The following is a 12,173-nucleotide window of genomic DNA, read 5'->3' as shown; positions in this document are numbered from 1 at the left end:
CCCGCCGCGCCCGCGCGGCGGGGGGGGGGGGGGGGGGGGGGGGGGGCCCGCGGCCCCCCCCCCCCCCCCCCCCCCCCCCCCCCCCCCCCCCCCCCCCCCCCCCCCCCCCCCCCCCGGCTCTACTCCTTCACCCCGAACAACGGCCGCAACGGCTTCGGCAGCAAGTCATTGCAGGACAGCGACCCCGTCTTGGTCAGAGCGTCGTCCACGCACGTGTAGTAGTCGCGGTACACGATCTGCATCGTGAACGTCGCCGCCACGATCGACAGCGACAGGATCGCCGTCACCAGCCCCGTCACCGCCGCCGTCGTCTGCTGCCTGCCGGGCGGGGCCGGCGGAGGCGGCGGGGTCGCGGGCGAGCCCGGCCGGGCCGCCGCGTTCTGAGCCGCCGCGCTCTGAGCGGGCCCCGGCTTGGCGCGCAGCGAGCTGATCGCCCAGTACAGGGCCAGCGAGCCGAGCAGCAGTGAGATCTCCATCATGTCGAACAGGGCGAAGAAGAACGCCCACATGCCCGCGAGCAGCGCGTAGCGCGCCCGGCGCTGGGCCGGGTCGGTCGGGTCCCAGCGCGGGACCTGGCCCTGCGGGAGCTTCTGGCCGGGGCCGCGCTCCGGGTCGTCGGGGCGGTTGCCGAAGCCGCCCTTGCCGGGGCCCGGCTGACGGCTGCTCCACTGGCTGCCCCACTGCGAGGAGTCCGGCGGCGGGGTCCCGGGCCCCCACGGCGAGTCGCCCTGCGGGGACGAGCCGGAGGGGTGGCGCGGGCGCCAGGGCTGGTCCGGGCGGCCCTCCGGCGGCGGCGCGAACGGATTGTCGTCGGCGGGCGCGTCCCCCGAAGTCCCGCCGCGCGGCTTGCCGTCCCCCGACGGATCCGGGTTCTTCGGCGCATTCGGGTCCGTCGAATCCGTCGTCGCGGGGGACTGGCGTTCTGCGAACGGCTGGTCGCGTCGGTCCGGCATCTGGTGAACGTCTTCCCCTCGGACCCCGGGCCAGGGGGTCGCATTCGTCGAGTCCGTACTGCTCGTCACGTACGGCTCTTGTCGTCGTCGCGGTGCCGTCCTCGGACGGCGCCTCCCCAGACGCTACCTGCCGGGCCTGCCCCCGTCCCGTGGGGGCGGTTCGGTGTGCCGGTATCGTTGCTGACGGTCGGCGCATTCGTAGGGTTCCCCGTATCGAGGGGTGCGACTCGTTCGTACGACCATACAAAGGTGGGCCGCGCACCGCGCATCGCCCACCCCACCCGCACCACCGAGCCACACCCACGCCTCAGCACGCACCACCACGCCTCACCCCGCACCGCGAGAAAGGGCCCAGCCGTGGCCTCCCCGTCCCCTTCCGCCGCTCCGGCCCGCCTTGTCGTGCTGGTCTCCGGGTCCGGTACGAATCTGCAGGCCCTCCTCGACGCCATCGAGGCCGATCCGGACGGCTACGGCGCGCGGATCGTGGCCGTGGGCGCCGACCGCGACGGCATCGCCGGTCTGGAGCGGGCCGAGCGCGCCGGGCTCCCCACCTTCGTCTGCCGGGTGAAGGACCATCCCACCCGCGACGCGTGGGACCGCGCGCTGGCCGAGGCCACCGCCGCGTACGAGCCCGACCTCGTCGTCTCGGCGGGGTTCATGAAGATCGTGGGCAAGGAATTCCTCGCCCGGTTCGGCGGGCGGGTGGTCAATACGCACCCCGCCCTGCTGCCCAGTTTTCCCGGCGCCCACGGCGTCCGTGACGCGCTCGCGTACGGCGCCAAGGTGACCGGATGCACCGTCCACTTCGTCGACGACGGCGTCGACACCGGACCGATCATCGCCCAGGGCGTGGTCGAGATCCGGGCGGACGACACGGAGGAAGCGCTCCACGAGCGCATCAAGGAAGTCGAGCGAAGGCTGCTCGTCGACGTCGTGGGGCGGCTGGCCCGCGACGGCTATCGCATTGAGGGACGAAAGGTTCTGTTGCCGTGAGTAGCAAGCGGGAGATCCGTCGCGCGCTGGTCAGTGTCTACGACAAGAGCGGACTGGAGGAGCTGGCGCGCGGGCTGCACGAGGCGGGCGTCGAGCTGGTCTCCACCGGGTCGACGGCCGCGCGCATCGCGGCCGCGGGCGTGCCCGTCACCAAGGTCGAGGAGCTGACCGGCTTCCCCGAGTGCCTGGACGGCCGGGTCAAGACGCTGCACCCGCGTGTGCACGCCGGGATCCTCGCCGATCTGCGCCTGGACTCGCACCGCGAGCAGCTGGCGGAGCTCGGCGTCGAGCCGTTCCAGCTGGTGGTCGTGAACCTGTACCCGTTCAAGGAGACCGTCGCCTCGGGCGCGTCCCCCGACGAGTGCGTCGAGCAGATCGACATCGGCGGCCCGTCGATGGTCCGCGCCGCCGCCAAGAACCACCCGTCGGTGGCCGTCGTCACCAGCCCCGAGCGGTACGCGGACGTGCTCGCGGCGGTCAAGAACGGCGGGTTCGACCTGGACGCCCGTAAGCACCTGGCCGCCGAAGCGTTTCAGCACACGGCCGCGTACGACGTGGCCGTCGCCTCCTGGATGACCAATGTGTACGCGCCCGAGGACGGCGCCGTACTGCCGCCGTTCCTCGGCGGGACCTGGGAGCGCAAGTCGACCCTGCGCTACGGCGAGAACCCGCACCAGGCCGCCGCGCTGTACACGGACGGCCAGCCGGGCGGCATCGCCAACGCCGAGCAGCTGCACGGCAAGGAGATGTCCTTCAACAACTACGTGGACACCGAGGCCGCCCGGCGCGCCGCCTACGACCACGACGAGCCCTGTGTCGCGATCATCAAGCACGCCAACCCGTGCGGCATCGCGATCGGCGCGGACCTCGCCGAGGCGCACCGCAAGGCGCACGCCTGCGACCCGCTCTCCGCGTTCGGCGGCGTCATCGCCGTCAACCGCCCGGTGACGGTCGAGCTGGCCGAGCAGGTCGCGGAGATCTTCACGGAGGTGATCGCGGCTCCGGCGTACGAGGACGGCGCGGTCGAGGTCCTGGCGCGCAAGAAGAACATCCGCGTACTGAAGGTCGACGGCACCCCGCACCAGCCCGGTGACATCAAGCCGGTCTCCGGCGGCGCCGTGCTCCAGCAGACGGACATGTTCCAGGCCGAGGGCGACGACCCGGCGAACTGGACGCTGGCGACCGGAGAGGCGCTGTCGCCTGCCGAGTTGGCCGAGCTCGCGTTCGCCTGGAAGGCGTGCCGGGCCGTGAAGTCCAACGCGATTCTGCTGGCCAAGGACGGGGCGTCGGTCGGCGTCGGGATGGGGCAGGTCAACCGGGTCGACTCCGCGAAGCTGGCGGTGGAGCGGGCCGGTGAGGAGCGCGCGCGTGGCTCCTACGCCGCGTCCGACGCGTTCTTCCCGTTCCCGGACGGGCTGGAGATCCTGACCGCCGCGGGCGTCAAGGCCGTCGTCCAGCCGGGTGGCTCCGTGCGGGACGAGCTTGTCGTCGAGGCCGCGACGAAGGCGGGCGTCACGATGTACTTCACCGGGACGCGGCACTTCTTCCACTGAGTGGAGTGCTCTGGTGGGTCTTCGGCTGCGGACCGTTGGTGGCTGGCCGCTCCCCCAAGTTCTCGGCTCCGCTCGAACAGGGGGGACCCCCATCGCGGCGGAGCCGCACAATGACGCAGCCCCGCGCCCCTTAGCGGCGCTGGGGAACGTCGGTTACTGCCTCAGAACATGCGAAAGGCCGCACCCCGTGCGGGGTGCGGCCCTTTGCCAAGTGGGTCAGTAACGCGGGCGGTTGAACCAGGCCGCGCCGTCCCGGGTCATCATGGCGGCCGCCATGATGCCGCCGAAGGTCATCCACAGGATCGCCCAGATCAGCGCGCCCGAGGAGTGGCCGTTCGCGGCGCCGATCAGGGCGAGCAGGCCGACGATCGCGCCCAGGATGCCGTAGACCATCGTCGTGATACGGACGCCCTGGCCACCCTTGGAGAGCCGCACACCGAGTGTGATCGACAGCGCGGTGAGGCCGAGGAAGAAGATGGCGAACACGAAGAGGATGCCGGCGGCGGCGTGCCCTATGTCACCGAAGGGCGTGCTGCCGAAGGTGTCGTCCGACTTGTTCGACACGTCGTTGGCCGCGGCCGCGACGAACAGGATGCCGATGCCGCCGAGCGCCTGGACGGCCGCCACGATGAACAGGAAGACGCGGGCGGTCTGCATCAGGCCCGGCATCTGCGGCGGCATGACGACGCCGCCGGGGTAGCCCGGGTACGCGGGCTGCTGCGGGTAGCCGTACGGCTGCTGCGGAGGCGGGGCCGCCGGGTAGCCGTAGCCGGCCGGGGGCGCCTGCGGGGGCGGCGGCGCCTGGCCGTACGGGTTGTTCGGGTCGCCGAAGCTCATGGCGGGATTCCTCCGTTGTTCGTGCGGGGACGTCGCGGCCCGAGCGGAGGAAAGCTGGTCTGTGAGCGGTTCGCCCCCCGGCACTGCCCGCGGTACTGCTCGGATCATCGTTCTAAACAAGACATAAGTTTGTCCAGCCGGATGCTGGATGTGTTGTGCGAGTGCAACTTGGGCGATCATCAGTCGCCCTGGAAGAATGGGAAACATGACCGCCCAGATTCTCGATGGCAAGGCCACCGCCGCAGCGATCAAGTCCGATCTGGCCGTCCGCGTGGCGGCCCTCAAGGAGAGGGGAATCCACCCCGGTCTCGGCACGGTGCTGGTCGGTGAGGACGCCGCCAGCCAGAAGTACGTGGCGGGCAAGCACCGCGACTGCGCCGAGGTCGGCATCGCCTCCATCCAGCGCGAACTGCCCGCCACCGCCACGCAGGAGGAGATCGAGGCGGTCGTACGGGAGCTCAACGAGGACCCGGAGTGCACCGGCTACATCGTCCAACTCCCGCTGCCCAAGGGCATCGACGAGAACCGGATCCTGACGCTGATGGACCCGGCCAAGGACGCGGACGGGCTGCACCCGACCAACCTCGGCCGGCTGGTGCTCAACGAGCCGGGCCCGCTGCCGTGCACCCCGTACGGGATCATCCAGCTGCTGCGCAAGCACGGCGTGGAGATCAACGGGGCCGAGGTCGTGGTGATCGGCCGTGGCGTCACCATCGGGCGCCCGATGCCGCTGCTGCTGACCCGCCGCTCGGAGAACGCGACGGTGACGCAGTGCCACACCGGCACCCGCGACCTGGCCTGGCACCTGCGCCGGGCCGACATCATCGTGGCCGCCGCCGGTGTGCCGCACCTGGTCAAGCCCGAGGACGTCAAGCCCGGTGCGGCCGTCCTCGACGTCGGCGTCAGCCGGGACGAGAACGGCAAGATCCTCGGCGATGTGCACCCCGGTGTCACCGAGGTGGCCGGCTGGATCTCCCCCAACCCGGGCGGCGTCGGCCCGATGACCCGCGCCCAGCTGCTGGTCAACGTCGTCGAGGCGGCAGAGCGCAACGCCGCCGCCGGCTGAGCCGCCGCGAGCCGGACGGAAGGAACACGAGGCATGGACGCCGAGATGAGTACGGGGGACGGCGGGGCCGGCGCGGACGACCGCGCCCACCCGCCGACGAACGGCGCCCAGCCGCCCCCGAGCAGCACCACGACGGGCCCGGAGCCGTCACCGAACGGCGCCGAGCCGTCCATGACGGGGGGCAGGGCGTCGGCGAACGGTGCAGCGTCGTCCGTGACGGGGGGCAGGGCGTCGGTGAACGGCGCCGCGTCGTCCGCGAACGGCGCCAAGCCGTCCGTGAACGGGGTCAAGGCGTCGGCCAACGGCGCCAAGCCGTCCGTCAACGGGGTCCAGCCCTCGGTGAACGGCACCGCCGCCGCCGCGCCCGCGCCGCGCAAGGTCTCGCGGCGGTTCCCTTCCATCACGCGGGACACCGCGCGCCCGGAGGGGGGCGGGCGGGCGGCCTCCGGGGCGTCGCCCGCGCCCGCGCGGCAGTGGCCGCTGCTCGCCGTGCTCGGGTCGGTCGGGCTCGGGCTGCTGCTGGTCTCCGTGGACCTGTTCCGCGTCGGCCTGATCATCATCGGCCTGGCGCTGCTCGCGGGCGCGGTGCTGCGCTGGATCCTGCCGTCGGTGGGCATGCTGGCGGTCCGGTCCCGGTTCACCGACATCACCACGTACGGCGTGCTCGGCACCGTGATCGTGCTGCTCGCCCTGGTGGCGCAGCCGAAGCCGTGGCTGGACATCCCGTTCCTGGAGGACGCGGTCCGCTTCACCGTGCGCTGAGGCGCGCGCGAACAGCCGGGTCCTTGAACATCCCGTACCCGCCCCGCGTACACACGTAAAACAGAACGGCGCCCGTCCTCTCCCCCGTGGGAAGACGGGCGCCGTCTGTCCCCCGTGGAGATAAGCGTCATGCACCCGCCAACCCGCTACAAGGGAAGCCCGTGGCCTGTGGCGCGGAGGTGACCGTTCCGCAACTGTGTGTACGTCCCGCAACAGCCGCCCCAGACGCACTCAGGGCGTGGGTGACGGCACCTCCCGCCGATGGGAGGATGGGGGCGGAACAGGGGCCAAGGGCGCGGCGGGGGCCGCATCGGGCCTCGGGGGTACATCGGGTACGTATGGGGGGACAGGGGGAGCACATGCCGCGTTGGAAGGCGTTGCCGGAGGAACTGGACCCGCAGGTACGGGAGTTCGCGAGTCAGCTGCGCAGACTCGTGGACCGCAGCGGACTCAGCCTCGCCGCGGTCGCCGACCGCACCGGCTACAGCAAGACCTCGTGGGAGAGGTATCTGGGCGGCCGACTGCTCGCGCCCAAGGGGGCGATCGTCGCGCTCGCCGAGGTGACCGGCACCAACCCCATCCATCTGACCACCATGTGGGAGCTCGCGGAGCGCGCCTGGAGCCGTTCCGAGATGCGCCACGACATGACGATGGAGCAGATCCGGATCTCCCAGGCGCGCGCGGCGCTCGGTGAGTTCGGCCCCGTTCCCGGCGGTCCGCAGACGTCTCCCATGGCTCCGGCCGCCCAGGAACGGCGGCCCGCCGAGTCGCTGCCGACGGCGTCCCCGTCGGCCGGTCTCGGCGCGCCGCCCTTGATCGTGCCGGGCACGGAACGCGGCAAGGGCATACCGCTGCGCGGCCCGGACCGGGGACGCGGCGGACCCGGTGGACCCAAAGGCCCCGGCGCATCCGGTGGCGGCACCGGCGGGCGGCGCAGGCTGATGATGTTCGCGGCGGGCGTCGTCGGCGCCCTGCTCGTCATCGCGGCGGCCTTCCTGCTCACCGATCTGGGGAGCAGCGGCGACGACAAGGCGGCCGCGACGCCCACGGCGACGCCCAGCGCGTCCGTCACGCCGTCGCTCCCGGCGGGCGTGAAGTGCACCAAGGGCGGCTGCACCGGCCAGGACCCCGAAGTGATGGGCTGCGGCGGCGCGTTCGCCAAGACGGTGTCGTCCGCGAAGGTCGGCGCGACCCTCGTCCAGGTCCGCTACAGCCAGACCTGCGGCGCCGCCTGGGCCCGTCTCCAGCAGGGCGTGCCCGGCGACAAGGTGCAGATCAGCACGGCCACCACGGCGGGCGGCAGCGGGACGGTGGGCGCGGACAAGGAGGCGTACACCAAGATGCTCGCGGTGGACGGCCCGACGGCGGCCAAGGCGTGCGCCACGCTCGTGTCCGGCAAGAAGGGCTGCACCGTTCCCCAGTGACCCGTACGGGACGCATGGGACACGAGGTGAGGCGTCCCACAGGGGGGTGGGGGTTGGCGGCGGCCGGTGTCGGATAGCCTGACCGCTGGATATCTCTTCACGTCAAGATTCAGTTCGGGATCACGACGATTCCCGAGCGGGACCTTGACGTGAAGAGATAGCCGGAACCAGGGGCACAACCCCCACCACCTGCTGTTCTCAACGGAGATCGCCATGACCCGCACTCCCGTGAATGTCACCGTCACCGGCGCGGCCGGACAGATCGGCTACGCGCTGCTCTTCCGTATCGCCTCCGGTCACCTGCTCGGCGCGGACGTGCCGGTCAAGCTCCGTCTCCTGGAGATCCCGCAGGGCCTGAAGGCCGCCGAGGGCACCGCCATGGAGCTCGACGACTGCGCCTTCCCGCTGCTGCGCGGCATCGACATCACCGACGACCCGAACGTCGCGTTCGCCGGCGCCAACGTGGCCCTCCTCGTGGGCGCCCGCCCGCGCACCAAGGGCATGGAGCGCGGCGACCTGCTCTCCGCCAACGGCGGCATCTTCAAGCCGCAGGGCAAGGCCATCAACGACAACGCCGCGGACGACATCAAGGTGCTCGTCGTCGGCAACCCGGCCAACACCAACGCGCTCATCGCGCAGGCCGCGGCTCCGGACGTACCGGCCGAGCGGTTCACCGCGATGACCCGTCTGGACCACAACCGCGCGATCTCGCAGCTGGCGAAGAAGACCGGCGCGGCCGTCTCGGACATCCAGCGTCTGACGATCTGGGGCAACCACTCGGCCACCCAGTACCCGGACATCTTCCACGCCACGGTCGGCGGCAAGAACGCGGCCGAGCTGGTCGACGACGAGCAGTGGCTCGCCGACGACTTCATCCCGACCGTCGCCAAGCGCGGCGCCGCGATCATCGAGGCCCGTGGCGCCTCGTCGGCCGCCTCCGCCGCCAACGCCGCCATCGACCACGTGCACACCTGGGTCAACGGCACCGCCGAGGGCGACTGGACCTCGATGGGCATCCCGTCGGACGGCTCCTACGGCGTCCCCGAGGGCCTCATCTCGTCCTTCCCGGTCACCGTCAAGGACGGCAAGTACGAGATCGTCCAGGGCCTGGAGATCAACGACTTCTCGCGCGCCCGCATCGACGCGTCGGTGCAGGAGCTCAAGGAAGAGCGCGACGCGGTCCGCGAGCTCGGCCTCATCTGAGCCCGCGCTCATCTGATAAGCGTCGCCGTGCGCGAGCGCGGTCTCATCTGACCGGCGTGCGCGAGCGCGGATTCAGCCGACTCCCGCACCCCCAGCGGTAACACCACCCCCGGCAGCCTCACCAGGCTGCCGGGGGTGGTCTTTTTGGCGTACGACACGGAGCCCGGGCCTCCTCTACGCTGTGGCCTTCGTCACAGGCAACTCGCCTGCGGACGCCGGAAGTTCGCTCATCGGGGGGGACCGTTGACGCAGACCTACGCACCCCGGCAGCCAGGTGCGTCCGGCCCTCGCGGGGCCGTCGACCCGAAGGCGCCGGGGTCCAGCGAGGCCACCCGCCTGCTGTGCGCGGGCGCCTATCAGGACGCGGTGTTCCGGGACGCGGTCATCGACGAGCTGTACGTCCACGAGGAGCGCATCGCCGCCCCCTCGCTCGGCATCGACGCGGCCCGCGTGCTCGCCCACGCGCTGCGCGCCCGGCGCCTTGAGCTCGGCTGGGCGGCCGCGATCGTACTGCTGTGGATCGTGGCGGTGCCGCTCACCCAGTGGCTGATCCTGCTCTATCTGCCGGCGTTCGCGCTGTTCACCGTGGCGGGCTGGATCCGGGGCCCGCAGGAGCGGCCCGCGTGGTACCGCAGGATCGCCGGCTGGTACGTACGCGGGATCGGGTGGGTGTTCTATCTGGGGACCCTGGTGCTGCTGTTGGGGCCCGCGCTGCAAGGCGGTGCGGCGGACACCGTGGGGCTGCCCGGCCCGTTCGGCGGCCGGTCATACGGGGGCGACCGCCTCCAGGCGTGGTGCGCCCTGGTGCTGCCGCTGGTGCTCGCGTGGGCCGTCGCCATGCAGCGCGGCCAGTTCGCCAGATCGCTCACCGAGGAGCTCTCCAGACATCGCTTCCCCGAGGTCGCGGCCGACCCGGCCGAGGCGGCGGACGGCCGGCGCTTCCAGCGCCTGGCCCGCCGCATCCGGGCCGAGCAGCACGCGCCGCTGGTGCTCTACCGCGTGACCCGGCCGTTCTGCGGCGCCGGACAGCCGTACGAGCCGTGGTCCCTCTCCGTCGAGCTGCGCCCCGGCCGGGACCGGGAGCCGGAACCGCTCGACAACAGCGCGATCCTGCGCCGCGTCGTCCCGCTCCTGGAGGCCCTGCGCGTCCCGTCTCCGCACGGCTCGCCGGAGCTGGCGGCCGCGGTCCGCGACCGGCTGCGCGATCTGGAGCTCGACGAGATCGTCTTCCTGCCGGTGACAGGGCTGCCGTCCCGCGCCGACGCGCCGTACACCACCCGGCAGTTCGAGGAGCACCGCTCGCGCGCGATCGAGGAGGGCGGCGAGACCCGGCGGCACTTCCTGCGGATCCGGGTCGGCGGCTGGGGCGAGGAGATCGTCACGACGGTCTTCGTACGGGTCCACACCCAGGGCGGGATGCTGATGCTGGAGGTCGCCCCGCATGTGCTGCGCCCGGTGAACCGGCTCTACCAGGACGTCGACCTCTCCGCCCACCGCTACCGGCACAACAACCACTTCGGCAAGGCCGTCTGGGCGATGGGGCACGCCCCGGCCGCCGCCGGGCGCGCGGTGCTCACGCTGTGCCGGGGCGCGGTCTCGCTGTGGCGCCTGGCCACCGGCGGCTATGGCAGGGCGCTGCCGGAGGGGCCCGCCAGGTCGGTGCGCGAAATGGGTTCCGACAACGACGCCTCGCTCTTCCAGGAGATGGACGTCAGCCGCTATCTGAAGTCCATTCAGGACCGGGTGGCCAACGGCGTACGGCTCGCGCTCCAGGAGGCGGGCTGGGAGACGGACGAGTTCGTGCAGAAGATCGTGAACGTCGCCGAGGGGGCCACGTTCATCGAGACCGCGAAGGGCGCCATCGCCATCGGCGACCGCAACACCGTGGTCAACAGAACGACCAGAACGGGAACGGGAGGCGGCCGTGGCGACGGATGACGGGCACAAGCGGGACGGCGAACAGCGGGGGATCAGCATCGGCAGCGTGGTGGGCGCGATGGCCATCGGCGACCACAACACGGTGACCAGCCATCACGGCGTACCGGCCGCCGACCCGGCGCAGGCGGAACTACTGGAAGCGGTGCGGGAGTTGAGAGCCGATCTCGCCCGCGCGGTCGCCACCGACCGCACCCGGGCGCTGGACGCGGCGGCGGCCGACACCGAGGAGGAGATCGCGTCGACGGGCGCGGCGGGTCCGGGCAGACTGGCCCGGCTGCGCCGCGCGCTCACCGAGGCGGAGGGTCTGACCGGCCTGCTCACCTCGGCGGCGACGGTCGGCCGCGCCCTCGCCGAGCTCCTGGGCGGCTGAGCCGATGAACGAGCGATACGGTGGCCCCGCCCACTGGAACGACGAGACGCAGAGCTGGGAGCGGGGCGAGCCCCCGCCCCGCCGGTACAGCGCGCCCGTGCCCCCGCCGCCCCCGGCCCCACCGCCGTTCGGCCCGCCGGGTCAGCCTGGCCCGCCGCACGCGACGCCGTACGCGCCCCCTTCGTACGAGGTGGAGACGCAGGCCGGGTACGAGCTGCCGAGGGAGCCGGTGTACTCGCCGTACGCCCCCGTCGACCCGGCCGGGCAGCGGCGGCAACGGCTGGTCGTCGCGGCCGTGGCGGCCGTGGTGCTCGCGGGCGGTGCGGTCGGCGGCTGGGCGCTGTGGGGCAGGGACGGCGGCTCGGGATCCGGCTCGGTCTCGTCGGCCTCGGCGTCGCCGACCTCGCCGCAGGACGACACGACGGGCACGCCGACGGACACCCCGAGCACCCCGTCCACGGACACACCGACCGACAACCCCACCGACGGCTCGACGGGCGGGACCCCGACGGGCGGGACCCCGACGGGCGGGACCGCGACCGGCGGGACCTCGACGGACGAACCCACCGACAGCTCGTCCGCGTCGGTGTCCCCGCCCGGGAGCACCACCGTGCCGAGCGGCTACCACCGGGTGGCCGACCCCCTCGGCTGGAGTGTCGCCGTACGGGACGGCTGGAGCCGCACCGAGGAGCGCGGCAGCGCGCTGTACCGCCCGCCCGACCAGGCGTATCTGCTCCAGATCTACCGGCTGACGGAACCGGGCATCACCCCGTACGCCGCGCTCACCGTCACCTCGGGCGACCTCGCCGCGAACCTCGGCTACAAGGAGATCAGCCTGCGCCGGACGACCGGGGTGACGAGCACCGACGCGGCCGAGCTGGTCTACGCGTTCGACCGGCCCAGTACGGGCGTACGCGTCCAGGGCGTCGCCCGCGCCTTCGTCGCCGCGAACGGGGTCCCGTACACCGTCCTGGTCTCCGGGCCCGTCGCCGACTGGCCCGCGCAGACGGCGGTGCTGGACGCGGCGCTCAGGACGTTCGTACCGAGCTGAGCGCGGCGTCCGGCCGGGCGGTG

Annotated in this window: 11 protein-coding genes; 9 read left to right on the top strand and 2 right to left on the bottom strand. The window is 72.5% G+C overall.

Going from position 1 to position 12,173, the window contains the following annotated elements; genetic code table 11:
• Nucleotides 1–119 precede the first annotated feature (119 nt).
• Nucleotides 120–953, bottom strand: coding sequence for a hypothetical protein (locus ACGFRG_RS32930; RefSeq protein WP_393269895.1), 834 nt, complete (start codon nt 951–953; stop codon nt 120–122).
• Between the two features lie 357 nt (nt 954–1,310).
• Between ACGFRG_RS32930 and purN the strand changes: the two genes are divergently transcribed.
• Together purN and purH are read left to right on the top strand one after the other, a co-directional pair.
• A complete protein-coding gene (purN, locus tag ACGFRG_RS32925) occupies nt 1,311–1,946 on the top strand; it encodes a phosphoribosylglycinamide formyltransferase (protein ID WP_361429580.1) in 636 nt (211 codons plus the stop codon).
• Nucleotides 1,943–3,499, top strand: a complete 1,557-nt coding sequence (gene purH / locus ACGFRG_RS32920) for a bifunctional phosphoribosylaminoimidazolecarboxamide formyltransferase/IMP cyclohydrolase (RefSeq protein WP_393269891.1) — start codon at nt 1,943–1,945, stop codon at nt 3,497–3,499. Before purN ends, purH begins: the two co-directional genes overlap by 4 nt.
• 216 nt (nt 3,500–3,715) lie before the next feature.
• Here purH and ACGFRG_RS32915 read toward each other — a convergent pair whose 3' ends face one another.
• A complete protein-coding gene (locus ACGFRG_RS32915) occupies nt 3,716–4,336 on the bottom strand; it encodes a hypothetical protein (protein WP_361429584.1) in 621 nt (206 codons plus the stop codon).
• Nucleotides 4,337–4,541: 205 nt separating this feature from the next.
• On the opposite strand from ACGFRG_RS32915, the gene ACGFRG_RS32910 reads away from it, so the two are divergent.
• From ACGFRG_RS32910 to ACGFRG_RS32880, 7 genes are all read left to right on the top strand, one after another.
• On the top strand, nt 4,542–5,402 hold the full coding sequence (locus ACGFRG_RS32910; RefSeq protein ID WP_361429586.1) for a bifunctional methylenetetrahydrofolate dehydrogenase/methenyltetrahydrofolate cyclohydrolase: 861 nt from the start codon (nt 4,542–4,544) through the stop codon (nt 5,400–5,402).
• Between the two features lie 33 nt (nt 5,403–5,435).
• Nucleotides 5,436–6,164, top strand: a complete 729-nt coding sequence (locus tag ACGFRG_RS32905) for a DUF3017 domain-containing protein (protein ID WP_393269887.1) — start codon at nt 5,436–5,438, stop codon at nt 6,162–6,164.
• Nucleotides 6,165–6,523: 359 nt separating this feature from the next.
• Nucleotides 6,524–7,588, top strand: a complete 1,065-nt coding sequence (locus ACGFRG_RS32900; RefSeq protein WP_393269884.1) for a DUF2690 domain-containing protein — start codon at nt 6,524–6,526, stop codon at nt 7,586–7,588.
• Nucleotides 7,589–7,801: 213 nt separating this feature from the next.
• Nucleotides 7,802–8,791, top strand: coding sequence for a malate dehydrogenase (locus ACGFRG_RS32895; RefSeq protein WP_361429592.1), 990 nt, complete (start codon nt 7,802–7,804; stop codon nt 8,789–8,791).
• 243 nt (nt 8,792–9,034) lie between these two features.
• Nucleotides 9,035–10,729: a hypothetical protein gene (locus ACGFRG_RS32890; protein WP_393269880.1), complete on the top strand. Its 1,695-nt coding sequence runs from the start codon at nt 9,035–9,037 to the stop codon at nt 10,727–10,729.
• Nucleotides 10,716–11,099, top strand: a complete 384-nt coding sequence (locus tag ACGFRG_RS32885; RefSeq protein WP_361429596.1) for a hypothetical protein — start codon at nt 10,716–10,718, stop codon at nt 11,097–11,099. The genes ACGFRG_RS32890 and ACGFRG_RS32885 overlap by 14 nt, the downstream gene beginning before the upstream one ends.
• A gap of 4 nt (nt 11,100–11,103) precedes the next feature.
• Nucleotides 11,104–12,150 (top strand): hypothetical protein, encoded by a 1,047-nt coding sequence (locus ACGFRG_RS32880; protein ID WP_393269877.1) that lies wholly within the window; start codon nt 11,104–11,106, stop codon nt 12,148–12,150.
• Nucleotides 12,151–12,173: the final 23 nt, after the last annotated feature.

This window comes from Streptomyces sp. NPDC048696 (genome assembly GCF_043198895.1).
Classification (GTDB): Bacteria; Actinomycetota; Actinomycetes; order Streptomycetales; family Streptomycetaceae; genus Streptomyces.
The sequence above is the reverse complement of the archived record's forward strand: the minus strand, read 5'-3'. Positions and strand labels throughout refer to the sequence as shown.

What these genes read in the sequence shown, in the direction of transcription:
- ACGFRG_RS32930 (WP_393269895.1), bottom strand. Translation starts at nt 953, where the DNA reads ATGCCGGACCGACGCGACCAGCCGTTCGCAGAACGCCAGTCCCCCGCG.
- ACGFRG_RS32915 (WP_361429584.1), bottom strand. Translation starts at nt 4,336, where the DNA reads ATGAGCTTCGGCGACCCGAACAACCCGTACGGCCAGGCGCCGCCGCCC.
- ACGFRG_RS32910 (WP_361429586.1), top strand. Translation starts at nt 4,542, where the DNA reads ATGACCGCCCAGATTCTCGATGGCAAGGCCACCGCCGCAGCGATCAAG.
- ACGFRG_RS32905 (WP_393269887.1), top strand. Translation starts at nt 5,436, where the DNA reads ATGGACGCCGAGATGAGTACGGGGGACGGCGGGGCCGGCGCGGACGAC.
- ACGFRG_RS32900 (WP_393269884.1), top strand. Translation starts at nt 6,524, where the DNA reads ATGCCGCGTTGGAAGGCGTTGCCGGAGGAACTGGACCCGCAGGTACGG.
- ACGFRG_RS32895 (WP_361429592.1), top strand. Translation starts at nt 7,802, where the DNA reads ATGACCCGCACTCCCGTGAATGTCACCGTCACCGGCGCGGCCGGACAG.
- ACGFRG_RS32880 (WP_393269877.1), top strand. Translation starts at nt 11,104, where the DNA reads ATGAACGAGCGATACGGTGGCCCCGCCCACTGGAACGACGAGACGCAG.